The 23,622-nt window shown below is 65.3% G+C and carries 15 protein-coding genes; 5 read left to right on the top strand and 10 right to left on the bottom strand.

The window, feature by feature from the left end; translation table 11 throughout:
- Positions 1-10 precede the first annotated feature (10 nt).
- Genes WKW79_RS16225 through WKW79_RS16205 form a run of 5 tightly spaced genes read right to left on the bottom strand, consistent with a single transcriptional unit; the run spans position 11 to position 5,154 of the window.
- The gene (locus WKW79_RS16225) at positions 11-868 is read right to left on the bottom strand and encodes an HpcH/HpaI aldolase/citrate lyase family protein (protein WP_340336203.1); all 858 of its coding nucleotides are present in this window, start codon (positions 866-868) and stop codon (positions 11-13) included.
- Positions 869-896: 28 nt separating this feature from the next.
- A complete protein-coding gene (locus tag WKW79_RS16220; RefSeq protein ID WP_340336202.1) occupies positions 897-1,892 on the bottom strand; it encodes a tripartite tricarboxylate transporter substrate-binding protein in 996 nt (331 codons plus the stop codon).
- A gap of 20 nt (positions 1,893-1,912) precedes the next feature.
- Positions 1,913-3,103 (bottom strand): CaiB/BaiF CoA transferase family protein, encoded by a 1,191-nt coding sequence (locus tag WKW79_RS16215; protein WP_340336201.1) that lies wholly within the window; start codon positions 3,101-3,103, stop codon positions 1,913-1,915.
- A gap of 11 nt (positions 3,104-3,114) precedes the next feature.
- Positions 3,115-4,275: an acyl-CoA dehydrogenase family protein gene (locus WKW79_RS16210; protein WP_340336200.1), complete on the bottom strand. Its 1,161-nt coding sequence runs from the start codon at positions 4,273-4,275 to the stop codon at positions 3,115-3,117.
- Between the two features lie 24 nt (positions 4,276-4,299).
- Positions 4,300-5,154, bottom strand: coding sequence for an HTD2 family dehydratase (locus tag WKW79_RS16205; protein ID WP_340336199.1), 855 nt, complete (start codon positions 5,152-5,154; stop codon positions 4,300-4,302).
- A 103-nt stretch (positions 5,155-5,257) separates the two neighbouring features.
- On the opposite strand from WKW79_RS16205, the gene WKW79_RS16200 reads away from it, so the two are divergent.
- The gene (locus WKW79_RS16200) at positions 5,258-6,196 is read left to right on the top strand and encodes a LysR substrate-binding domain-containing protein (protein WP_340336198.1); all 939 of its coding nucleotides are present in this window, start codon (positions 5,258-5,260) and stop codon (positions 6,194-6,196) included.
- A 53-nt stretch (positions 6,197-6,249) separates the two neighbouring features.
- Here WKW79_RS16200 and WKW79_RS16195 read toward each other — a convergent pair whose 3' ends face one another.
- From WKW79_RS16195 to WKW79_RS16185, 3 genes are all read right to left on the bottom strand, one after another.
- Positions 6,250-9,957, bottom strand: coding sequence for an AAA family ATPase (locus WKW79_RS16195; protein WP_340336197.1), 3,708 nt, complete (start codon positions 9,955-9,957; stop codon positions 6,250-6,252).
- 595 nt (positions 9,958-10,552) lie between these two features.
- Positions 10,553-11,464 (bottom strand): protein NO VEIN domain-containing protein, encoded by a 912-nt coding sequence (locus WKW79_RS16190; protein WP_340336196.1) that lies wholly within the window; start codon positions 11,462-11,464, stop codon positions 10,553-10,555.
- 121 nt (positions 11,465-11,585) lie between these two features.
- A complete protein-coding gene (locus WKW79_RS16185) occupies positions 11,586-12,893 on the bottom strand; it encodes a tetratricopeptide repeat protein (RefSeq protein WP_340336195.1) in 1,308 nt (435 codons plus the stop codon).
- A gap of 85 nt (positions 12,894-12,978) precedes the next feature.
- Between WKW79_RS16185 and WKW79_RS16180 the strand changes: the two genes are divergently transcribed.
- The 4 genes from WKW79_RS16180 (at position 12,979) to WKW79_RS16165 (ending at position 21,407) form a co-directional block, all read left to right on the top strand.
- Positions 12,979-18,957: an alpha-2-macroglobulin family protein gene (locus WKW79_RS16180; protein ID WP_422823898.1), complete on the top strand. Its 5,979-nt coding sequence runs from the start codon at positions 12,979-12,981 to the stop codon at positions 18,955-18,957.
- Positions 18,958-19,161: 204 nt separating this feature from the next.
- Entirely contained in the window at positions 19,162-20,178 is a 1,017-nt protein-coding gene (locus tag WKW79_RS16175) for a hypothetical protein (RefSeq protein ID WP_340336194.1), read from the top strand.
- A 51-nt stretch (positions 20,179-20,229) separates the two neighbouring features.
- Positions 20,230-20,862 carry a hypothetical protein gene (locus WKW79_RS16170; RefSeq protein ID WP_340336193.1) on the top strand — a complete coding sequence of 211 codons (633 nt, stop codon included), beginning with the start codon at positions 20,230-20,232 and terminating at the stop codon, positions 20,860-20,862.
- Positions 20,859-21,407, top strand: coding sequence for a cysteine hydrolase family protein (locus tag WKW79_RS16165; RefSeq protein ID WP_340336192.1), 549 nt, complete (start codon positions 20,859-20,861; stop codon positions 21,405-21,407). Before WKW79_RS16170 ends, WKW79_RS16165 begins: the two co-directional genes overlap by 4 nt.
- 36 nt (positions 21,408-21,443) lie before the next feature.
- Here the strand turns inward: WKW79_RS16165 and WKW79_RS16160 are convergent, their stop codons facing one another.
- Both WKW79_RS16160 and WKW79_RS16155 read right to left on the bottom strand, forming a co-directional pair.
- Positions 21,444-23,177 carry a cation acetate symporter gene (locus WKW79_RS16160; protein ID WP_340336191.1) on the bottom strand — a complete coding sequence of 578 codons (1,734 nt, stop codon included), beginning with the start codon at positions 23,175-23,177 and terminating at the stop codon, positions 21,444-21,446.
- Positions 23,174-23,482 carry a DUF485 domain-containing protein gene (locus WKW79_RS16155; protein WP_340336190.1) on the bottom strand — a complete coding sequence of 103 codons (309 nt, stop codon included), beginning with the start codon at positions 23,480-23,482 and terminating at the stop codon, positions 23,174-23,176. The genes WKW79_RS16160 and WKW79_RS16155 overlap by 4 nt, the downstream gene beginning before the upstream one ends.
- Positions 23,483-23,622 lie beyond the last annotated feature (140 nt).

Below are 23,622 nucleotides of genomic sequence, written 5' to 3'. Positions count from 1 at the left end.
TCCCCGCTGGTCAGGGCTGCACTGTGCTGGCGCCCGCAGCCCGCGCCATCGTGCGACGCGCCTGCAGCACGACGGGCAGGTCCACCATGCAACCATCCAGTTGCACCGCTGCGCCCTCTGCCGCGGCATCGGCGGCGATCACGCGGCGTGCCCAATCCAGCTCAGGTTCGGTCGGGGCGAGCGCCTGGTGGATCAAGGCCACCTGGCGTGGATGGATGCAGAGCTTGCCGCCGTAGCCGAATCGCAGTGCGCGCTGGGCATCGATGCGCAGCCGTGCTTCGTCGTCGATCTGCACCGTCACGCCGTCGACGGCGGGTGCGAGCCGGTTCAGACGCGTGGCAATCGCGACCGCGAAGCGCAGCGGCGCCAGTTCGCTCTCCTGTTCGTCGCCGCACTGGATGCCCATATCGGCCATGAAGTCGATGTGCCCGACCGCGAGGCGAAGCACGCCGGGCGCTGCGGCCAGGGAAGGGAGCGCGGCATAACCCGCTGCGCTCTCGATGATTGGCAAGGTCGCGATGCCATCCAGGCGCTCGTGCACAGCGGCGAGTGCCTGGAGCAATTCGGCCTTGGGCACCATGATGGCGGCGGGCCGTGGATTCAATCCCTTGAGCCACACCAAGTCGTCTTCACCGGCGGCCGTGTCGGAGGCGTTGATCCGCACCACGAGCGGCACGTCGCAGGCCTGGAGCGCGACCCACTCGCGCGCGATGGCCTCGCGCGCCGTTGCCTTCTCCGCGGCGGGCACGCTGTCTTCCAGGTCCAGGATGACGGCATCTGCGCCGCTGCGCGCGGCCTTCTGGAAGCGCTCTGGCCGGTTGCCCGGTACGAAGAGCAGGCTGCGCGCCTGGGCGCAGCGTTGGGTCATGGCGTTCATCGTCATGGTTCGCCTCGCATCAATCGGCGAACTGACCCGCCGCCTTGATCGCAGGGGCGTAGCGCGCAGTCTCCTGCACGAGCCAAGTCTGCAAGCCCGCCGGCGTCTGCTTCGCTTCTGGCACGATGACCGCACCCAGCTCGTCCATGCGTTTGACGACGGCCGGGTCGGCCAGGGCCGCACGCAGCGCCGCGCCGAACTTGTCGACCGCTTCCTTGGGCGTGCCCTTGGGCGCATAGATGCCGTGCCAGACGACGATCTCCGCGCCCTTGAGCCCTTGCTCCGACAGCGTCGGTGCATCGGGCATCGACTTGATGCGCGCGGGCGTCGTCACGCCGTACAGCTTCACCGAACCGGCCTTGATGTATTGCGTGGTCGAGGTGGTCTGGTCGCACAGCAGGTCGACCTGGCCGGCCAGCAGGGCATTCATCGCCGGGCCCGTGCCCTGGTAGGGCACCGTGGTGAGGTTGACGCCCGTCGCCTGGCGGAACAGCATGCCGCACAGGTGCGACACCGCGCCGAGCCCCGCATGCGCCAGCGTGACCTTGTCGCCGTTGGCCTTGAGGTAGGCGCGCAGTTCGTTGAAGTCCTTGGCGGGCAGGTCCTTGCGGCCGAGCAGCGTCATCGGCACGTCGATGACCTGGCTCACGTACTCGAAGTCGGTGAGCGGGTTGTAGGAGAGCTTGCGGTACAGCGCGGGCGCCGTCGCCATGCCGTTGTGGTGGATGAGAAAGGTGTAGCCGTCGGGCTTGGCCCTGGCGGTGTAGGTGGCGGCGATGGTGCCGCCGGCGCCGGTCTTGTTCTCGATGAGCACCGGCTGGTGCAGCGTGCGGCTCATCGCGGCGCCGAGCGTGCGTGCCACGAGGTCGGTCGGGCCGCCGGCCGAGAAAGGAACAACGAGGGTCACGGGCTTGTCGGGATAGGACTGCGCCAGGGCGACTGGCGCCGCGAGCGCAGTCACTAGGGCGAGCGCGCAGGCGACGGCCGCGCGGCGGCGCTGGAAGAAGGTTTGCATCGATGTCTCCTGGATTCTGTTCAGATGGCTTTTTCAGTGCGCATGGCTTCGATCGCGTCCGGGCTGAAGCCCAGTTCGGCGAGGATCGATTCGGTGTGTTGCCCAAGCGCGGGCACGGCGTCCATGCGGGGCGCGAAGTTGCCGTTCTGGCCGGGCGGCAGCAGCGCGGGAACGGGGCCGGTCGGCGTCTCGACCTGCGTCCAGCGTCCGCGCGCCTGCAACTGTTCATGGCTCCAGACGTCCTGCATGTCGTTCATGTGTGCGTTGGCGATCTGCGCGTCGTCGAGGCGCGCGATCACCTGCTCGGCGCTGAGCGATGCAAAGGTGTCGACAATGAGCTGCCGCAGTTCCTGTCTGGCCGCCGTGCGCTTCGAGTTGGATGAGAAACGCTCGTCGGTTGCGAGCGCCGGGCTTTGCAGCACGAGGCGGCAGAAGGCCTCCCATTCGCGCTCGTTCTGCAGCCCCAGCATCACGGTCTTGCCGTCGCCCGCCGGGAACGGGCCATAGGGATAGATGGTCGCGTGCGCGGCGCCCGCGCGCGGCGGCGGCATGGCGCCGTCGAAGGCGTAGTACATCGGGTAGCCCATCCACTCGACCATGCTTTCCAGCATCGACACATCGATGCGGCAGCCCCTGCCCGTGCGTCCGCGCTGGATCAGGGCCGACAGGATGTTGGTGTACGCGTACATGCCCGCCGCGATGTCGGCGATGGAACAGCCGGCCTTCGCGGGTTCATCGGGCGAGCCGGTGATCGAGAGGAAGCCCGACTCGCTCTGGATCAGCAGGTCGTAGGCCTTCTTGTCGCGGTATGGCCCCTTGTTCTGCGTGTCGTCGCCGTAGCCCGAGATGTCGCAGACGATGAGACGCGGATGCTTCTCGCACAAGTCTTCGTACGACAGGCCGAGACGCGCCGCCGCGCCCGGCGCCAGGTTCTGCACCAACACGTCGGCGCCTTCGATCAGCCTGGCCAGCACGTCCTGGGCTTGGGCCTGCTTGACGTCCAGCGTGAGACTTTCCTTGGAGCGATTGGTCCAGACGAAGTGCGAGGCCAGGCCGCGCACGCGCTCGTCATAGGCGCGGGCGAAGTCACCGCTGCCGGGGCGCTCGACCTTGATGACGCGCGCGCCGAGGTCGGCCAGTTGCCGGGTGCAGAACGGCGCCGCGATGGCGTGCTCCAGCGTGACGACGGTGATGCCATCGAGGGGTCGCATGGTCATTCGCCTTAGAAGGAGCGCGGGAGGCCCAGCAGGTGCTCGGCCACGTACGAGAAGATGAGGTTCGTCGAGATCGGCGCCACCTGATACAGCCGCGTCTCACGGAACTTGCGCTCGATGTCGTATTCGTTCGCAAAGCCGAAGCCGCCGTGCGTCTGCATGCACACGTTGGCCGCTTCCCACGAGGCCTTGGCCGCAAGGTACTTCGCCATGTTGGCCTGCGCGCCACACGCCTGGTTGGCATCGAACAACTCGGCCGCCTTGAAGCGCATGAGGTTGGCCGCCTCGATCTCGATGAAAGCATCGGCGATCGGGAACTGAACGCCCTGGTTCTTGCCGATGGGCCGGTCGAACACGATGCGTTCGTTGGCGTACTTCGTGGCGCGGTCGATGAACCAGTAGCCGTCGCCGATGCATTCGGCCGCGATCAGCGTGCGCTCGGCGTTGAGGCCGTCGAGGATGTACTTGAAGCCTTTGCCTTCCTCGCCGATCAGGTTCTCCTCGGGGATCTCGAGGTTGTCGAAGAAGAGCTCGTTGGTCTCGTGGTTGACCAGGTTGGGAATGGGCCGCACGGAGAGGCCGTTATCGATCGCGTGCTTCAGGTCGACGATGAAGATCGACATGCCTTCCGACTTCTTCTTGACCTCGGCGATCGGCGTGGTGCGCGCCAGCAGGATCATCAGGTCGGAGTGCTGCACGCGCGAGATCCAGACCTTCTGGCCGTTGACGACGTAGCGGCCGTCCTTCTTCACGGCGGTGGTCTTGATCTTGGTGGTGTCGGTGCCGGTGGTCGGCTCGGTGACGGCCATGGACTGGATGCGCAGCTTGCCGGCGGCGATGGGCGGCAGGTACTTGTCCTTCTGTGCCTTGCTGCCGCTGCGCAGCAGCGTGCCCATGTTGTACATCTGGCCATGCACGGCGCCGGAGTTGCCGCCGCTGCGATTGATCTCTTCCATGATGACGCTCGCGGCCGTGAGGCCCAGGCCGGTGCCGCCGTATTCCTCCGGGATCATCGCGGCGAGCCAGCCGGCTTCCATCAGGGCATCGACGAACTTCTCGGGGTAGGCGCGTTGCTCGTCGACCTTGCGGAAGTATTCGTCGGGGAATTGCGCGCACAGGCTGCGGACGGCATCGCGGATTTCCTGGTGCTGGTCGGATTCGTTGTACATGGGTGTCTTGCTGTGAAGTGATGGTCAGGCGAGGGTCGCGGTGGCTTCCATGGCCAGCGCGCCATCGGTGTGTTGGGCCCAGAGCTGGACGGCGCGGCCGTCTTCGCTGCGCTGTCCGCAGACCTCGAAGGGCGTGGTGTCGAAGGTGGGCTTCATCGCGCGGAAGACGAAGCGCGTGACCTTCGCATCCGGCAGGTTGCGGCGCAGCAGGTCCAGCAGCAGCGTCGCGATCAGCGGGCCGTGCACGACCAGGCCCGGATAGCCCTCGACCTCGGTGACATAGCGGCGGTCGTAGTGGATGCGGTGGCCGTTGAAGGTCAGGGCCGAGTAGCGGAACAGGAAGACGTCGTCGGCCTGGATGGGGCGGACCCAATCGCGTTCGGTGGGCGCGGCCTGCGCGGGCGGCACCGGGTCGCCGGGCTTGGGGTTGTCGCGGTAGACGATGTCGTGCTCTTCGTGGATCACCACGCCGTGTTCATCGGAGATCTCGTGGTGCACGCGCACGAACACCAGCGAGCCGCTGCGCCCTTCCTTGCCGCTGACATCGGCGATGCGCGAGTCGCGGCGGATGCTGCTGCCGATGGCCAGCGGGCGCAGGAAGTCGATGCGGCTGCCGGCCCACATGCGGCGCGGCAGCGGCACCGGCGGCAGAAAGCCGCCGCGCTGCGGATGGCCGTCGGGTCCGATCTCCGATTGCCGGGCTATCGGCAGGAAGTACAGCCAGTGCCAGCACGGCGGCACCGGATCGCCGGGCTGCGGTGCGGCGTCGTCGCGGTCCAGCGTGGCCGACAGGGCCTGCACCGGCATGGCGGCGGCGATGTCGGTGCGCGATTCGGTGCGGCCGATCCAGCTGCGCAGGTGTTCGATGTCTAGGGTCATGCGGGGTCTCCTTGCCTGTTCTCTTGAAGACCGATTCTGGTTGGCGCGCCGCTATTTGTGAAATACATTGTCAGCCTACAAGCTATATGACAAACACCTAGCCATGGAACTGCGCCAGTTGCGCTACTTCGTCGGGGTCTGCGAGGCTGGCAGCCTGTTGCAGGCGGCCAGCCGGTTGCATGTGGCGCAGCCGGCGCTCGGGCAGCAGATCGCCGCGCTGGAGCATGAGGTCGGCGGCAAGCTCTTCGATCGGTCCAGCCGCGGCATGGCGTTGACCGATGCGGGACGGGCCTTCCTGGAACATGCGCGGGTGGTGCTGGCCGACGTGGAACGTGCGCGCCTCTCGGTGCGCGACGCCAATGCCGTGCCGCGTGGCGATGTCGCCGTCGGGTTGCCGACGACCATCGCGCTGTCAGTCACGGTGCCGCTGGTGCAGGCCTGCCGCGAGCGCCTGCCGCATGTGCGGCTGAAGGTGGTCGAGGCCTACAGCGGCTTCCTGAGCGAGTGGCTGCGAGGTGGACGGCTCGACCTCGCGATCCTCTTCGGCGATGCCTCGGAGCCCGCGCTGGCCAAGCGTGCGCTGCTGGAGGAACGGCTGGCGCTGGTGACGCCTGCCAACGGACCGCGTCTCGCCACGCGCATCCCCTTGGCCAAGGTAGCGGCCTATCCGCTGGTCCTGCCCGGCCGCGAGCACGGGCTGCGCCGCATCATCGACCAGGCGTGCTCGGCCGCATCCATCGAACTCGACGTGATCGCCGAGATCGATTCGCTGACGAGCGTGAAGAAGGCGGTCGAGGCGGGCATCGGCAGCACCATCCTGTCGATGTCATCGGTGGCCGAGGAAGTGGCGGCCGGCAAGTTGCGCGCCGCGACCATCACGGATGAAGGCATGACGCGGCGCGTGGTGAGTGCGACCAACTTTGCGCGGCCGTCGACGCCTGCCGCGGCTGCGGTCATCGCGCTGGCGACGGAACTGATTCAGCAGATGGTCAAGTCAGGCGTGTGGCCCGCACGGTGGATCGACGTAGGCACTGGCCGGTGAGTCAAACGTCTCGGGAAGTACCGCGACTATCAATGTCGATGCTTGCCGATTGCTCACACCTTCTTGCCCAGGATCCGGTACATCGCCTGGCTCCGAATTTCGTCGGCATACACCACACCCCACCGCTCGCCAGGATAGTCCTTCGACGTCAGCAGTTGTCCGTGGAAACCATTCTCTCGATACCACTCTTCCTTCTCTGCCCAGTCGTCTCGATAGGCCTTGCTCGACAGCATTCCGAGATGCTCCCAATACCAGGTGCGCCCTCCGTGTCTGACCGTGAAGTCCGGAAGCCGATAGTCATCCTTAGACCCCGGAGCAAAGAGACGTTCCTCGTACCTAGGCGATAGGCCGCAGCGCTTGAGCACCTCGTACACGATTACCTCGCTTTTGGAGCGCATCGGAGTGCCATCCTCTGCGCGATGGATCAGGCCATCGGGACGAAATCTCTCCGATACCCTCAGCTCGTTTGCAGTCTCTCCAAGTAGCAGGTCGAACATGAATGTGCTACGTCGCGCAGTTTCTGAGTACGCTGGACTACGCAGCGCATCGAGAACCTCAGTATCACGCTCCAGCAGGACGATGAGGCGTCGGCGAAAGCGCGTTAGTGCCGTATACAGCAATTCGCGCGTAAGTGTCTGGGCCTTGCGAGGAAGGACAAAGATCGCGTCACCGAAGTCGCTACCTTGCGCCTTGTGCACGGTGATCGCGTAGGCCAACTCCAGGCATTCCTTTACCTCGCTTTTCAGGAAGCTGTATCGCGCGGTCGGTTGCGTTGAAAAGAAAACGACTGCACGATCTTCACGATCCTGCGGGCGCTTCTTCCAGGTCTCCGCGACGATGCCGATCTCCCCGTTGGCCACGAAGCGTAGGCCCGCGCTGTCCTTGGGAAGCCACCGCGGCATGTTGACCGTCTGAAGCACTTTGTCTCTGTAAACGATGCCTTGGTCACCCATCGGTGCAGGCCAGCGCGATCTCGCGACGACTGCATTGGCAATCTCTGCGGCGCGAAACTGGCCTTGCAACACTCGATTGATCTCGCTTGTTCCGAATGCGTGGATTCGCGTCGGCGAAAGAATCTGCCATGCCTCGGACTCGCTCCACTTCTCGGCACTGATTCCCAGCGAACGATCGAATGCCTTCGTGTCACCCACAGGCACTCCGATCAACTCAAGCGCTTGTTGAGTCCGTGCGAGAAGTTCTTCGTGATCGTTCCAAGTCAGGAATGTCACATCGCCGAAAGTTCCCGCGCGCGCCGCCTCGGCGGCGATACGGTCATCGGCTGGCGCAGCATAGTCGCGGTATCCATTGGCCAACTGCAGACCCGCACTTACACTTTCTTTGTCACCTACTGTCTCGACTCGCATGCATGTCTGGAGTTCGGCTACTGCGCTGGGGTGGTTGCCTTGCAGCCAGCGGATGATGTCGATAAACGGCCGTCCGGGGCCGATCGGGGGTAGTTGAAAGGGGTCGCCGACGAAGATCAGGCGCTCGATTGATTTGGCATCGACCGCGCGGAACAATGCCGCAAGCAGTTCGACCGATGGCATCGAGCTCTCGTCGATAACCAGTGTCGTCGCGAACCGCTTTCCTTTGGTCGGCTCATCCAAAACGCGGAAGTTTGCGCCCAACATGCCCGCGTCGTTGAGTATCTGATGGATGGTGTTGGCTTGCCGACCGGTGCTTCCCTGTAAGCGAACGCGCGCCTTCCCGGTGGGTGCTGTGAGAATCATCGAGCGCGGGCCTTGAAGCTCGTTCAATTTGCGCAGGAACGTCTTGAGCACGGAGGTCTTTCCGGTTCCAGCGCCTCCTGTAAGGATGCTCAGGCGGTGCGTGAATAAAATCTCCAGCGCAGCGGCCTTCTCCTGAATTGCCTCTTGCTGTCGATCGGTCTTCGGTTCTCCGAAGCCGCCTTGTTCGACTGGCGCCGTCAAAACGGCAACCCAGTCGGGCGAGTCGCCGATGTCAGGAATCTCTCCCGCTTGACTCTTGATGACTTGGGCGATCTCGATCTCGCATCGGCGCACGCGCTTGAGCGCGACTAGTTGAATCTCGTCGGGGCTTTGGCCAGCGCCGCCATCTGCTCCCTTATCCTCTCGGAGCTCAGCCAGCTCATCGTCCTCGGCCGGCGTCTTGTCGACAGCTTCCCATGAGGTTGGCACTGGGATGGCCTTCATCCAAAGGATCTGCTCATGAAACCGACGGTCTTCGCTGCTCCACGCAACATCGGCATTCACTGTGCAGCGACGCTTCTCAGAATGAAAGTTGCTTGCTCGCAATACGAGTGCTTCAAAGGGCAGAACAGTGTCCCCTGCGTCTGCTGCTCGGCGAAGGACGGCACACATCGTCGCTCGGATACGTCGTCTGTCGTTGGGAGCCATCTTCGGCTCGGTGCGAAAACGTGCGGCATGTCCCTCCGGCATCATTCCCTGATCGATGACTTCAAGGCTTACAGCGGCGCTGCGCGCGGTGCCATGGTCCTGTTCGTAGATGAGGTAGGGATTGGCGATGAGATTGTCTACTGAGGCCTCAATGCCTCGGTCCTTGCGCGTTCCGGTGACCACGATGTCGGTGAACTGATCCGATGTCAATTCGAAGCGGATCAATGTTTCGAGCAACGTATGCGAGGGTGCAAGCTTTCGCCACTCTGCAGCGGCAATCAGTAAGCCTTCTGCGAACTGCGGCTTGAGCGACTGCCGCCCCTCAAGGATTGCCTTGAGGTATGCCCAGGAGTTCTCTCCCGACTCTTCGACCGCTCTCAAGACTGTCGCGTGGTACGCGACACCCCGGGCGAACTGAAGGTGATGCAGCAAAGCTCCGATGCCAGGAAATGCGCCACGCCCTCCCCACACCTCGTCGAGGGCCCCACTCAGCCAAGAGAGAGCGCCGTCCCAGTCGCCCTTTACGCCGCGCCCTTCGCGCTGATCGGCTCGTACCTTCTCAAAGGCTGAGGTCAGTGCCAGAAGCGCCGACACGGCGTGCCCGTCGGACAGATGCTCAGCCACGTAGGAAAATGGCAGTGCCAGATCCGCCGGCGGCCGGCATGCGATGGACTCAACTGGAAGGTTGCGAGCGATGTACTCCTGATACGGGAGGCGCACACCTTCGCCAGGAAAGTTGTGAGTCACGCGCCGTGACCACACTGGGAAACGGCCGGGGGTCCGCGTGCTCTTGCCGAAGTAAAGCTGCTCGCCGACTTCGGCGATTCGAGCTACGCCAACTAGTAGTCGATTTGTCGCGTCATCTACGGCATTGCCGCGATTGCAGTAGAAGAAGACAAATGACTTGCCCTCGTCCAATTTGCCCCAGAAGCGTTCAAGCATCGCGCGCTGGCGATCGTCTTCTTGAACCCAAGTTCCTGGTTGCTCGCGCGGTGAGCCTCGCAAGAGGAGGTTTTCCGCTTCGCAGATATCCCGAAAATTGGCCTCGAGCATCCATCGATACGGTGTCGGGCAGATCGTTGCGGGTGGAACTTCTTCGTCCACCGGAGGCAGGCCGCGCTCGGCGAGGGGATCGTGGTGGCGGACCGTATAGCGACGCTCGCCGAAAGCGTTGGCATCTCGTTGACACGGTGGCAGGTAGCCCGTGGCAGCTGCGAGCGTATCGAGCGCGCAACCGGAATTCGACTCTTCAACTTTCAGCTTTCGACCGTCGCGGACATGCTCATGTTCCATACAGGCAGCATTGGTCGATGGGCTCCGGCACAGATGACCGTTCCAAGCGCTGTCGTGCCAGGTCAGGCGAGCAGAGAGATGGGTGGTCAAGGCTTCCTCCGAGCGATGTGTTGGTTAGTGTCTCTGAATTTGGTGCAAGTCTTCTATAACTGCTGCAAGGCAAGGCGCGTATGGCATAGCCCGAAGCGGCATGCCGCCCAGCGACCGCTCTTATTGGGGGGCATCGTGAGGCCCGGAGAAGTTTGAGTGCGGCCCACCAAACTTGCCTTGAGGGAATTCAAAATGACCAACGCTACTATGGCATTGACGACCTCGCAAATGAGGGCATCGACGTCGCCGTACTGCGCCAGTCGATGCAATTCATGGCCCCGCGCCTCATATAGCTTTACGTCGAAGGCTGCGGCGCCGCCTGCGACGAGAGCAGTTTCGGGCGCTTCGGCAGCCGCAATGGCTACCGAAGCGCCCGCGACACCAGGAAGCACCGAGTTGAAGATTCCCAGGCTGCGCCAAGGCAGTTACTTCCCTACTTCCTTCAACCCCGGCGCAACCCTGGCAAGGCGCTCATCGCCTTCATGCAGGATGCATCGTGCAAGCCATCGCCACCTACTCGGTAGACGACATAGTCAGGCCTTTCGGCATGAGAGAACCTCGGACGCTTCAATTGCAAACTCATACAGGCAGCAAACTACGATTCGAGCCCAGGCACCTTCTCCACCTCTTCCGGCTTGTAGATCTTGTGCTGCGCCGCCGGCCCGATCGCATCGGTCACCACCACCAGCCGCCAGAGATCGCCCTTCCTGGCGCCGGCACGTTCCTCGTCCGAAAGCTTGAAGGTCTTCACCTCCGGCGCGGTGCCCTTCACCGCGAGCTTGAGCAGGGTCTTGCCCTTCTTGTCCGTCACCTCGATGTCATAGCCCAGTTTCTGGCTGGACACGTTCTCGGGCTTGTAGCCGTAGCCGGCGAAATGCTTGGTCAGGTACTCCATCGCAGCGGCATGCACCGATTCCGGCGTGATGTCGCCAACGGGAACGGCCTGCACCGGCGCCGCCGGAACACTGCCCCGCGCCCGTGCGGCTTTCACCTCATCCTCGCTCGGCAACCAACCCTGCGGCCCGCGCACCAGCACGGCCAGCTTCTGGTCGGCATCCCAGGAGGCAACGTGCCATTCCTGGTCGTCCTGCACGCGCACCGACACCTTGGCCGCCTTGTCGGTCTCCAGGCCGGCGATGGCGACCCGGTTGGTCTGCAACACGGCCCGCACGCTGAGGCCCAGGTCCAGCGAACGCTTGAGCAGTTGGGCCCGGTCCTTGGCGCGTTGCGATTGCAACGCGGTGCGCTCGCCGCCGCCACCGAGCCGGTGGTGCGTGTCCAGCGACTCCAGGTAGAACCAGCGCCCGCCCGTGCCGACGCTCACGAACTCGGCCCAGATGGTGATGATGACGTTGTCGCCCGATGCGAGCCAGGCCTGGTCGGAGGCCTTCTCGCGCGCATCGAACACACCCATCCGGGAGATGATGTCCACGGGCGTGCGCTTTTCGCCCGTCAGGCGTTTTTCATTGATGACCGCGAGGACCGCGGAGTCGACTTCTTTGTCCATGGGAATGACTGCTGGCTGGATTGGGGGGCGGCCTCGACATGCAGCGGGCCGCGCGGACGCGTATTGTCGCGGCCCGCGTCGCGTGTCGACGTGCCCCACCCCGGAAATCGCGCTTTCGGGGTCAGCCGGCGAGCGTGGCCCCGCGCGTCGTCGGATCGTCATCCCGCAGCAGCCAGCGCACTTCCTCGGTCTGCGGCGTCTTCGGGTAGCGCTTTTTCATGACGTCGAGGATCGGCTTGGCCAGGTCGCGCCGGTCCATGCCCTGGATCAGCACCCGCGCGGCCAACTCGTAGGCATCCGGAATCGCCGCATGCCCGGCGTAGCGCTTGTCGAAACCCTTGAGCAGGGCCAGCGCGGCCCGCGCATCGCCGGCGCGCCATTGCAGTTGCGCAAAGCTCACGATGTTGGACGGGTTCAGGCAAAGGAAGCTCGGGTCCTTCGCGACGCAGGTCGCATGGACCGACATCGCCTCCGACTCCAGCTTGCCGCGCATCAGCAGCTCGATGAAGCTCTTGCCGTGCCGCAGCAGGTCCTCCTGCTTGCCCGCGACGGCCAGCACACGGTGGTAGCGGCGCTGCGCATGCAGGTCGTTCTCGGCCACGCGGGCCGCGTCGTAGGCGATGCCGATGGCGATGTCGGCCTCGCCGTGCTCGATCAGGTCGGCCACGTGGGCGTCGATCTCGCGCGCCTCGTCCGAGGCATCGCGCTCGGCCGGGTTGGCCCGCGAGACGAAACGCAGGTCGATGCCCAGCGCATCGTGGTACTGGTACATCGCATAGCCCAGCAGCGCCGCCATGGCCCAGCTGAAATAGATCAGCGCGAAGTTGATCAGCGGCAGCAGCATCCACGGCTTGACCAGCGGCACCAGCATCGGCACGGCGATGTCGGTGCCGCCGCTCAGGAAGAACAGGAAGGCCCACAGCGACAGGTAGGGCCAACCCATGGCCCGCATCACGCTCCACCACTGCCCCGGATTCAGCGACTCGCCGATGCTGGCGGTCTGCACCAGCGTCACGACCACGGCCGGCAGCGCCAGCGACATGACGGCCCAGGCCAGGATCGACAGGTTCTTCGACAGCAGGCCGCAAGCAGCCGTCACCGCGCCCATCACCAGCAGCACCGCGAACAGCTTCCAAGGCAGTCCGACCAGGTCCGGGTCCGACTGCGTCGGAAAGTCGCGCGTATGCAGGAAGCCTTGCGAGCTGAAGTGGATCACCTTGAAGGCATAGCGGCTCGCCGCCAGCAGGATGCCGATCTCCACCAGAATGGCGACGAAGGGCAGCGGGACGACGAAGACAATCAGGCTCGCGAGCGCCAGCACCGCCGCATACAAGAGCGGTTCCGCTTGCAGAGGGAACAGGAAAAACCGAGGCAATCGCAACCAGAATGGCGTGATGGCGGCGTCGGCCCGCCCGCGCGTTGGAGTCATGGCACTGTGTCCTTTGGTACTCGTACACAAGTGTATCTTTGTGTGAACTGAGCTTGCCAACCTTTGGTCGTCGAGGAGTGACCGTTTGAATATTCATCACAAGGTCGTGGCCGCCACCGTGCTGGCCGCCGTCGCGTTCGGTGCCCAGGCACTGCAGCTCACCGGGCTCACGCCGCAGGGCGAAGTGGCCCGCGTGCGGCAGATCTCCGCCCGCTTCGACCAGGCCGCCGTCAACTTCGGCGACCCGAAGGCGCCAGCGCCGCTGACCGTGAGTTGCACCGATGCGGCGGCGTCCAAGGGCACGGGCCGGTGGGTCAACGAGAAGCAGTGGGTGTACGACTTCGAGAACGACCTGGGCCCGGGCGTGCGCTGCACGGTCACGCGGGTCGCGGGTTTCAAGTCGGCTTCCGGCGCGGAGTTGACCGGCGCCGCGAGCTGGCAGTTCAACACCGGCGGCCCCTTCGTGCGCAGCGTGCGCCCGGGCGGCGGCAGCATCGACGAGCAGCAGTTCTTCCTGCTCGAACTCAACGGCGCCGCCACGTCGCAGAGCCTCCTGGCCAACATGTGGTGCCAGGCCGAGGGCATCGGAGAGCGCATTCCGGTCGTGGCGCTGGCCGACGCCGACCGCGCCGCCCTGCTGCAATCGATGAACGCCACCGAGCGCGCCGCCAGGGAACCGCTGCGCTTTGCGACGGTGCGCTGCAACCGCACACTGCCGCCGTCGGCCAAGGTGCAACTGGTCTACGGCGTCGGCGTGGCGACGCCATCGGGCGTGGTCAACAAGGTGGAGCGCCGCTTCAACTTCCAGGTTCGCGAACCCTTTGCCGTGTCCTTCACCTGCGAGCGCGAGAACGCACAAGCCGCCTGCCTGCCGCTGCGGCCGATGACGCTGACCTTCAATTCGCCGGTGTCGCGGGCCCTTGCCGCGCAGATCGCGCTGAAGGGCGGCGGCAAGACGATCACGCCCAAGTTCGACGACCAGGGCCAGGCCAATGCGGAGACGCTGGTGGACTCGGTGAGCTTCCCCGCGCCTTTCCCCGAGCAGACGCCCTTCACCATCGAACTGCCCGCCGGCTTCAAGGACGCGTCGGACCGCACCATCGCCTCGCCCGGCGCCTTCCCGATGAAGGTCGCCACGGGCGCGATGCCGCCGCTGGCCAAGTTCGCGGCGGCGCCCTTCGGCGTGGTCGAGCGCTTTGCCGAGCCGGGCGGCATGGCCGTGATGCCGGTGACCGTGCGCAACGTGGAGCCGGCCCTGCACCTGCAGGCCCTCACGCCCGGCAAGGTGAGCGACCTCAACCCGCAGACCGACGACGAAATCATCGCGTGGTTCCGCAAGGTGCGCCGCTACGACAACAGCTACACCGTCACCCGCAAGGTGGCCGCGCGCGATGTGAAGGGCCCGCTGCCCAGGATCATCGACAAGGACGACAAGGACAGCGTGCAGACGCGCATGCTGTCCCTGCTCAACGGCCAGACCGGTGTGAAGACGCTGGACATGCCCAAGAGCGAAGGCGCCGGCCCGCGCCCCTTCGAGGTGGTCGGCATTCCGCTCACGCCCGGCTTCCATGTGCTGGAGATCGCCTCGCAGAAGCTCGGCGGTTCGCTGCTCGACGAACGCTTCGGCGCCGACCGCACGATGTACGTGCGCACCAGCGCGCTGGCCACCAACCTGGCCGTGCATTTCAAGCTCGGCCGCGAGAACGCCGTGGCCTGGGTGACCACGCTGGACAAGGGCAAGGTCGTGGCCGGCGCGAAGGTGCGCGTCTCTGGCTGCGCCGGCAAGGAGGTGGCCAGCGGCGTCACCGATGCCAACGGCCTCGTCACGCTCAACGGCATCTCGCCCGAAGCGCCCAAGTGCCCCGGCGACGGCGGCGAGGACGACGTGGACTACAGCAATGGCGCGTACTTCGTCAGCGCACGCGCCAAGGACGACAAGGGCGCCGAAGACCTCGCCTTCACCTGGAGCGACTGGCAACGCGGCATCGAGCCCTGGCGCTTCAACGTGCCGACCAGCCTCGACCCGGAACCCGACCGGGTCGCCCACACCATCTTCGACCGCACGCTGCTGCGCGCGGGAGAGACGGTGTCGATGAAGCACCTGATCCGCACCCAGACGCGCACCGGTTTCGGCCTGCCCGACAGCGTGCCCGACACCCTGGTCATCACGCACACCGGCAGCGGCCAGCAGTTCACGCAAGACCTGAAATGGCGCAAGACCGCGACCGGCGGCCAGAGCGCGGAGAACACCTTCGCCATCCCGCCCGCCGCCAAGCTGGGCGTGTACGAGGTGGTGCTGCGCAACGGCAAGGAACAGGCCGAGGGCGACAACGAGGACGGCCGTCGCCAAAGCTACAACTCCGGCAGCTTCCGCGTCGAGGAGTTCCGCCTGCCCGTGCTGGAAGGCCGCGTCGCGCCCGCCGACAAGAACCCGTTGGTGGCCGTCGCTTCGGTGCCGACAGACGTGCAGATCAACTACGTCGCCGGCGGCGGCGCGGCCAACCTGCCGGTGCGCGTGTCGGCCCTCACGCGCAGCAAGTCGATCGGCTTTTCTGACTACGAGATGTTCAGCTTCACGCCGCCGCGCAAGCAGGACAGCGCCAGCAACGCCGACGAGGAAGCCGCCGCCTCCGACAACAACCGCATCGTGGCCGACAAGCTGCCCGTGACGCTGGACCGCAACGGCGCCGGCAAGGTCACGGTCGACAAGCTGCCCGCCACCAAGGCCCCGCGCGAACTGCTGCTCGAAGCCAGCTATGCCGACCCGAACGGCGAGGTGCAGACGATCCGCAGCACGCAGACCCTCTGGCCCGCCGCCGTCATCGCCGGCATCAAGGCCGAGAACTGGATCTCCACCGACAAGAAGCTCAAGTTTCAGGCGCTCGCGCTCGACCTCGCGGGCAAGCCGCTGGCCGACGTGCCCATCGACGTCAAGGCCACCGCCGTCATCACCACCAGCAGCCGCAAGCGCATGGTCGGCGGCTTCTACACCTACGACAACAAGACCGAGACCAAGGACCTGGGCAGCGTCTGCAAGGGCAAGAGCGACAGCCGCGGCCTGCTGCTCTGCGACGCCTCGCTGTCCGAGCCCGGCCAGGTCGAACTCGTCGTCAACGCCAGCGACAAGGATGGCCGCACCAGCCTGGCTGCCAGTTCCGTCTACGTGACGAAGCAGGGCGAGATCTGGTTCGGCGGCGAAGACAACGACCGCATCGACGTGCTGCCGGAAAAGAAGAGCTACCAGCCCGGCGAAGTCGCCCGCTTCCAGGTGCGCATGCCCTTCCGCTTTGCGACGGCGCTGGTCGCGGTGGAGCGTGAGGGCGTCATCGAGACGCAGGTCGTGCAGCTCAACGGGCAGGACCCGACCGTCACGCTGCAAGTCAAACCCGAATGGGGTCCGAACGCCTACGTCAGCGTGCTGGCCCTGCGCGGCCGGCTGCGCGAGGTGCCGTGGTACAGCTTCTTCACCTGGGGCTTCAAGTCGCCGCGCGAATGGTGGACCGCCTTCTGGTACGAAGGCCGCGAATACGTCGCGCCGACCGCGCTGGTCGACCTCAGCAAGCCCGCCTTCCGGATGGGCTTGGCGGAAATCCGCGTCGGCACCCAGGCCCACCAGATCACGGTGAGCGTGGCCAGCGACAAGCCAAGCTACCCGGTGCGCAGCAAGGCCGAGGTGACCATCACCGGCAAGCTGCCCGACGGCAAGCCCGCGACCGGTGCCGAAGTGGCCCTGGCCGCGGTCGATCAGGCCCTGCTGGAACTGATGCCCAACACCAGCTGGAACCTGCTCGACGCGATGTTGCAGCGGCGCAGCTGGGGCGTGGGCACGTCGACTGCGCAGATGGAGATCGTCGGGCGCCGACACTATGGCCGCAAGGCGGTGCCGGCCGGTGGTGGCGGCGGCAAGGGCCAGACGCGCGAATTGCTCGACACGCTGCTGCTGTGGAACCCGAAGGTCGTGCTCGACGCGAATGGCCAGGCCAAGGTGACAGTGCCGCTCAACGATGCGCTGACCACCTTCAGGATCGTCGCCGTGGCCGATGCGGGCACCGGAATGTTCGGCACCGGCCAGGCCAGCATCCAGGCGACGCAGGACTTGCAGATCATCAGCGGCCTGCCGCCGCTGGTGCGCGAGGACGACCAGTTCCGCGCGCAGATCACGCTGCGCAACACCACGCAGAAGCCGATGAAGGTGGTGGCCACGCCGCGCGCGACGCTGCTCACGATGGAGCCGCAGACGGTCGATATTCCCGCCGGGGAATCTCGCGAAGTGGCCTGGAACGTGACGGCGCCTGCGCAACTGGCGCAGACACGTGCCGAAGCCATCCTCTGGGAGATCTCGGCCAAGGACTCGCTCAACGGCGCGGCCGATGCGCTCAAGGTGCGCCAGCGCATCGTCCCCGCCGTGCCGCTCACGGTGCAGCAGGCCACGCTGGTCCAGGTCGATGGCACCTTCACGCTTGACGTGGCGCCACCGGCGGACGCCCTGCCCGGCCGCGGCGGCCTGCGCTTGGCCCTGCAGCCCAAGCTCGCCGAAGGCCTGCCGGGTGTGCGCGACTGGTTCGCCAACTACCCCTTCATCTGCCTCGAACAGAAGACCAGCAAGGCGGTCGGCCTGCGCGACGCGAAGTTGTGGCAAACCGTGCTCGCGCAACTGCCCACCTACCTCGACGGCGATGGCCTTGCAAGCTACTTCCCGCCGCGCGACGGCGAGTCCAATCGCGGCAGCGACACGCTCACCGCCTACCTGCTCGCGGCCACGCATGAAGCCTCTGCCATCGACCCCGGCTTCGCCATTGCCGACGACGTGCGCGCGCCGATGGAAGCTGGCTTGATCGCCTTCGTCGAGGGCCGCATCCAGCGCGACTTCTGGAGCCCGCGCAAGGACCTCGACGTGCGCAAGCTGGCCGCGCTCGAAGCCCTCTCGCGCTACGGCAAGGCGCAGGGCCGCATGCTCGGCAGCATCACCATCGCGCCCAACCAGTGGCCCACTGGTGCCGTGATCGACTGGCTGCAAATCCTGCAACGCGTGAAGGACGTGCCCAAGCGCGACGAGCGCATGGCCGAGGCCAGCAACATCCTCAAGGCGCGCCTGAGCTACCAGGGCACCAAGCTGATCTTCAGCACCGAGCAGGACGACTACTGGTGGTGGCTGATGACCAACGGCGACGTCAACACCGCCCGCCTGATGCTCGCCGTGATGGACGACCCCGAATGGAAGGAGGACATGGGCCGGCTGGCCAACGGCTTCATCGGCCGCCAGCAGAAAGGCGCATGGCTCACCACCACGGCCAACCTGTGGGGCGGCCTGGCGTTGGAGAAGTTCTCGAAGAAGTTCGAGGCCACGCCAGTCACCGGCCTCACCGCCGCGACCCTCGGCGCGATGAAGGCGCAGGTCGACTGGGGCAAGGTCGAGCGCATCAAGACCAGCGACGCGGGTGGTGCGCCCAACCAGACCACGGCCTTCGGCGCGCCGGCCTCACCCGGCAACCTGCGCAACAACAGCATGTTCCTGCCGTGGCCCGATTCGCCGGCTGCGCGCGACACCTTGCAGGTCACGCAGACCGGCACCGGCAAGCCCTGGCTGACGATGCAGTCCGTGGCCGCCGTGCAGTTGAAGGCGCCCTTCGCGGCCGGCTATGCGATCAAGAAGAGCATCACCCCGGTCGAGCAGGCCACGGCCGGCAAGTACACGCGCGGCGACGTGCTGCGCGTGTCGCTGGAGATCAATGCCAGCGCCGACATGACCTGGGTCGTCATCACCGACCCGATCCCTGGTGGCGCCACGATCCTCGGCGGCGGGCTGGGGCGCGATTCGCAGATCGCGACCCAAGGCGAGAAGAAGTCCGGCACCGGCTGGGCCGCCTTCGAGGAACGGTCCTTCGAATCCTTCCGCAGCTACTACGAGTACCTGCCGAAGGGCGTGGTGAAGATGGAATACACGGTGCGGCTCAACAACGTCGGCGACTTCGCGCTGCCACCGAGCCGGGTGGAGGCGATGTATGCGCCGGAGATGTTCGGGGAGGTGCCGAATGCGCGGGTGAAGGTGGAGGCCGGGAAGTAGTCGGCCGCCTGCTTTTCATTCCAGTTCATCTCGGCTGTTTGGACGGCGAGTACCCGACCCATTTTTTCCGATGCGAACAGGGGCTTGCAATTGTGGAAAAGAGCAACGTGGCCTGTCGCCCAGCCAGCACATACGTGCCGAAATACCTGGGATCGGAATGCAGCGCTGGCTACGATCGCCCCAGCCAATTTTCCAGACCTCCGAATGTCTTCTACCGATACCCCTGCTACTCCCAAGATCAAGCAACCCCCGGTCCTGTTCGCCCGCACGCAGGCCGTCATCGAGCAGGCCGCATCGCTCCTTGGCGGCCCGCTGATCACCTACTGGAACAACCAGCGCGGCTCGGTCTGTTCCAGTGACGTCATCGCGCTGAACGAGGTGCTGGAGCGCATCGGCTCGCACGAGACGATCTACCTATTCCTCAAGTCGGATGGCGGCAGCGGCCAGGTCGCGCTGCGGATGGTCAACCTGCTGCGCCAGCACTGCAGGAACCTGGTCGCGCTGGTGCCGCTGGAATGCGCGTCCGCCGCCACCATGATCACGCTGGGCGCCAACCAGATCCAGATGGGGCCCACGGCCTACCTCACGGCCGTGGACACCTCGCTGAACCATGCACTGTCACCGCTGGACCGGGACAACGACCGCGTGAGCGTCAGCCTGGACGAACTGAACCGCGTGATCCGGCGCTGGCGCGCCGAGCAGGGCGACGCCACCGAGAACCCGTACAAGAGCCTGTTCAGCTACGTGCATCCGCTGGTCATCGGCGCGGTCGACCGGGCCGAGTCGCTGTCGGTCATGCTGTGCCGGGAATTGCTGGCGTACCACATCGCCGACGAAAAGCAGGCGCACGAGATTGCCGCGGCGCTGAACTCCAAGTACCCCTCGCACAGCTATCCGATCCTGCTGAACGAGGCGCGCAAGATCGGCCTGAACGTGGCGCCGCTGCAACCCGACGTGAACGCCCTGCTGCTCGAACTGAACCGCCTCTACAGCGAGATGGGACAGAAGGCGACGACCGACTTCGACGAGATCCGCGCCCACGGCAACGAGATCCTGAACATCCTCGAAGGCAAGGACGTGCAGGTGTTCTTCCAGAACGACAAGGACTGGTTCTACCGCAGCGAAGAGCGGCGCTGGATCACGATGAACGACAACAGCAGCTGGCGGCGCATCGACCGCGTGCGCGGCAAGCTGCGTCGGAGCATCATGCACGTCTCCTGAGGGCGCGCTCCGGCCGAGCGTGCCCGGTTTCCTTCCGAGAGGCGAGACCGCATGAACCTCCGCTCACTGCACAAGACTTCGGCGATCGTCGTCGCCGCCTTCGCATGCCTGCACCTTGCGAACCACTTGGTCTCGCTCTCGGGCGTGCCGGCGCACATCGCGTTCATGGAGAGCGCGCGACACATCTACCGGCAGCCCGTGGTCGAAACGCTCCTGCTCTCTTGCGTCGCATTCCAGGTTGGCAGCGGGCTCTGGCTCGTGCTGCGCGGCTGGCGGCAAAGGCGGGGCGCGGTGGCTTGGCTGCAGGCACTGTCCGGCTTCGTCATTGCAGGCTTTCTGTTGATCCATGTGGGTGCGGTCCTGTATGCGCGCGGCGTGCTGGACCTCGACACGAACTTCTACTTTTCTTCGGCGGGCTTCCACGTCTGGCCGTTCCCGCTCTTCTTCGTGCCCTACTACTTCCTCGCCGTGCTGGCGCTGTTCACGCACATCGGTTGCGCGTTCTTCTGGCGAATGCAACCCGCGTCCTTGCGTGCCCGGCGATGGGTCCTCGCGCTGCCGATGCTGGTCGGCACGGTCATCTCATCGCTGCTCGTGCTCTCCCTCGCCGGCAAGATCCAGCCGGTCGAGGTTCCAGCCAAGTACAAGGCAACCTACACCGGCTTCTTCACGTCCGCACCATGAACGACACGGCACTCCTCATCATCGATGTGCAACAAGGCCTGTGCGAAGGCGCGCATGAGGCCTTTGAGTCGGCACTCGTGATCGACAGGATCAACACGGTTTCCGCGAAGGCCCGGGCAGCGGGCGTTCCAGTGATCTTCATTCAGCATGAAGACGGCGGCCTGCTGAAGCACGGAACGCGCGAATGGCAACTTGCGCAAGGACTTCATGCGGAACCGGCGGACCTGCGCATCCGAAAGACAACGACCGACTCATTCCTGCGCACCGGCCTGGAGGCCGCCTTGCAAGAACGCGAAATCAGCGAACTGGTCATCTGCGGCATGCACACCGAGTTCTGCGTCGACACGACCACACGCAAGGCCCTCGCGCTGGGCTATCCGGTCCTCCTGGTCGAGGACGCGCACACGACCGAGGGCAATGCCTTCGTGACGCCCCGGCAGGTCATCCAGCATCACAACGCGACGCTCACCATCATCTCAAGCTTTGGCCCCAGGGTGCGGACGGTCGCGAGTCACGCAATCAACTTCGGGCTCACGGAAGGCTGAACGCGGAGGCAGACCGGATCTGCCCCCTCGCCGCCCTCAATGCGCAGAAGCCGCCGCAGCCCCCAGCCCCGTCTCCGACCGCACCTGCTGCGCCGGAAACGCGTTGCGCTCCTGCTGGGCATTCCTGCTGCGATCCAGCAACGAGAACAGCCAGATGCCCACGAACCCGATCGTCATCGAAAACAGCGCCGGCGAGGCATACGGGAACAGCGCCGACCCCTTCGGATAGCCCAGCGTCGCCTCCCACACCGAAGGCGACACCACCGTCAGCACAACGGAAGACACCAGCCCCAGGAAGCCGCCGATCACCGCGCCGCGCGTCGTGCAATCCTTCCACAGCACCGACATGAACAGCACCGGGAAGTTGGCCGACGCCGCCACCGCGAAGGCCAGCGACACCATGAAGGCGATGTTCTGCTTCTCGAAGGCGATTCCCAGCAGCACGGCCACGACACCCAGGCAGACCGTGGTGATGCGCGACACCTTGAGCTCCGACGCGCTGTCGGCCTTGCCCTTCTTGACCAGCGTGGCATAGATGTCGTGCGACACCGCCGAGGCACCCGACAGCGTCAGGCCCGCCACCACCGCAAGGATGGTCGCGAAGGCCACCGCCGAGATGAAGCCGTAGAACACGTTGCCGCCGACCGACTTGGCCACCAGCACCGCCGCCATGTTGGCCGCGCCGCCGCCGCCCTTGATCGTGCCCGTCGCGGTGTCGGCGAACTCGGGGTTGGTCAGCACCAGCGTGATCGCGCCGAAGCCGATGATGAAGATCAGCAGGTAGAAGTAGCCGATCCAGGTCGTCGCCCAGAACACCGACTTGCGGGCCTGCTTGGCATCGGGCACGGTGAAGAAGCGCATCAGGATGTGCGGCAGCCCGGCCGTGCCGAACATCAGCGCCATGCCGAAGGAGATGGCCGAGATCGGGTCCTTCACGAAGCCGCCCGGTCCCATGATGCTGAGCCCGATGGCCGCCGCCTCCTCGGGGCTCTTGCCGCCGTTGGCCGCGATCTGCGAGCGCACCTGCACCGACTTGGCGAACAGCGCCTCGGGGCTGAAGCCGAACTGCGCCAGCACCATGAGCGCCATGAAGGTCACGCCGGCCAGCAGCATCACCGCCTTGATGATCTGCACCCAGGTGGTCGCGGTCATGCCGCCGAAGAGCACGTACACCATCATCAGCACGCCGACGATGACCACCGCCACGATGTAGTCGAGCCCGAACAGCAGCTTGATCAGTTGCCCCGCGCCCACCATCTGCGCGATCAGGTAGAAAGCCACCACCACCAGCGTGCCAGAGGCCGCGAAGGCGCGGATCGGCCCGGGCTGGAAGCGGTAGCCCGCCACGTCGGCGAAGGTGAACTTGCCAAGGTTGCGCAGGCGCTCCGCCATCAGGAAGGTGATGACAGGCCAGCCGACCAGGAAGCCGATCGAGTAGATCAGCCCGTCGTAGCCGGTCGCCATCACCGCGGCTGAAATGCCGAGGAAGGAGGCTGCCGACATGTAGTCACCCGCGATCGCCAGCCCGTTCTGGAAGCCGGTGATGCCGCCGCCGGCCGTGTAGAAATCCGATGCCGACTTGGTCCGACCCGCAGCCCACTTGGTGATGTAGAGCGTCAGCAGCACGAAGGCCGAGAACATGCCGATGGCGATCCAGTTGGTCGGCTGCTTTTCTGCCTGGCCGACATCGCCGCCCGCGGCCATCGCCGCACCGGTGCCCAGCAGCAGCGTTGCCGCCAGCGCGAATGATTTGAGGTTGCTGCGGTTCATGGCTTGGCGTCCTCGATGATTTCCGCGGTCAGGCGGTCGAACTCGCCGTTGGCGCGGCGGATGTAGACCGCCGTGATGACGATGGTGAAGACGATCACGCCGAGGCCGATCGGGATGCCGATGCTGGTGACCCCCGCACCCAGCGGCTGTGCCAGGAAGGGCTTGTTGAAGGCGATCAGCGCGATGTAGCCGTAGTACACGATCATCATCAGCGCTGCGAGCAGCCAGCCGAACGCGTTGCGTTTTCGTCGGAGTTCGAGGTACTTGGTATTCGACTGGATCTTCTGGACGGCAGGATCGAGCATGCGTGATTCCTCGGTTGGATGTGAACGTCGGCGCGATTCTGGGTCGACGTTTCCACCCGAGGGGACGGACGCAAAGATTCGTCACATTGCTGGTACTTCTCGCGCGAAATCCCGCCTATGGCGGCGGCCTGTTCGCTCAA

Origin of the sequence: Variovorax robiniae, assembly GCF_037889955.1 — a bacterium.
GTDB lineage: Bacteria > Pseudomonadota > Gammaproteobacteria > Burkholderiales > Burkholderiaceae_C > Variovorax > Variovorax robiniae.
Note: the sequence above shows the minus strand (reverse complement) of the source record. Positions and strands in the feature narration are given on the sequence as shown.

What these genes read in the sequence shown, in the direction of transcription:
- WKW79_RS16175 (WP_340336194.1), top strand. Translation starts at nt 19,162, where the DNA reads ATGTCTTCTACCGATACCCCTGCTACTCCCAAGATCAAGCAACCCCCG.
- WKW79_RS16190 (WP_340336196.1), bottom strand. Translation starts at nt 11,464, where the DNA reads ATGGACAAAGAAGTCGACTCCGCGGTCCTCGCGGTCATCAATGAAAAA.
- WKW79_RS16215 (WP_340336201.1), bottom strand. Translation starts at nt 3,103, where the DNA reads ATGCGACCCCTCGATGGCATCACCGTCGTCACGCTGGAGCACGCCATC.
- WKW79_RS16185 (WP_340336195.1), bottom strand. Translation starts at nt 12,893, where the DNA reads ATGACTCCAACGCGCGGGCGGGCCGACGCCGCCATCACGCCATTCTGG.
- WKW79_RS16170 (WP_340336193.1), top strand. Translation starts at nt 20,230, where the DNA reads ATGAACCTCCGCTCACTGCACAAGACTTCGGCGATCGTCGTCGCCGCC.
- WKW79_RS16155 (WP_340336190.1), bottom strand. Translation starts at nt 23,482, where the DNA reads ATGCTCGATCCTGCCGTCCAGAAGATCCAGTCGAATACCAAGTACCTC.
- WKW79_RS16225 (WP_340336203.1), bottom strand. Translation starts at nt 868, where the DNA reads ATGACCCAACGCTGCGCCCAGGCGCGCAGCCTGCTCTTCGTACCGGGC.
- WKW79_RS16165 (WP_340336192.1), top strand. Translation starts at nt 20,859, where the DNA reads ATGAACGACACGGCACTCCTCATCATCGATGTGCAACAAGGCCTGTGC.
- WKW79_RS16220 (WP_340336202.1), bottom strand. Translation starts at nt 1,892, where the DNA reads ATGCAAACCTTCTTCCAGCGCCGCCGCGCGGCCGTCGCCTGCGCGCTC.
- WKW79_RS16200 (WP_340336198.1), top strand. Translation starts at nt 5,258, where the DNA reads ATGGAACTGCGCCAGTTGCGCTACTTCGTCGGGGTCTGCGAGGCTGGC.
- WKW79_RS16205 (WP_340336199.1), bottom strand. Translation starts at nt 5,154, where the DNA reads ATGACCCTAGACATCGAACACCTGCGCAGCTGGATCGGCCGCACCGAA.
- WKW79_RS16210 (WP_340336200.1), bottom strand. Translation starts at nt 4,275, where the DNA reads ATGTACAACGAATCCGACCAGCACCAGGAAATCCGCGATGCCGTCCGC.
- WKW79_RS16160 (WP_340336191.1), bottom strand. Translation starts at nt 23,177, where the DNA reads ATGAACCGCAGCAACCTCAAATCATTCGCGCTGGCGGCAACGCTGCTG.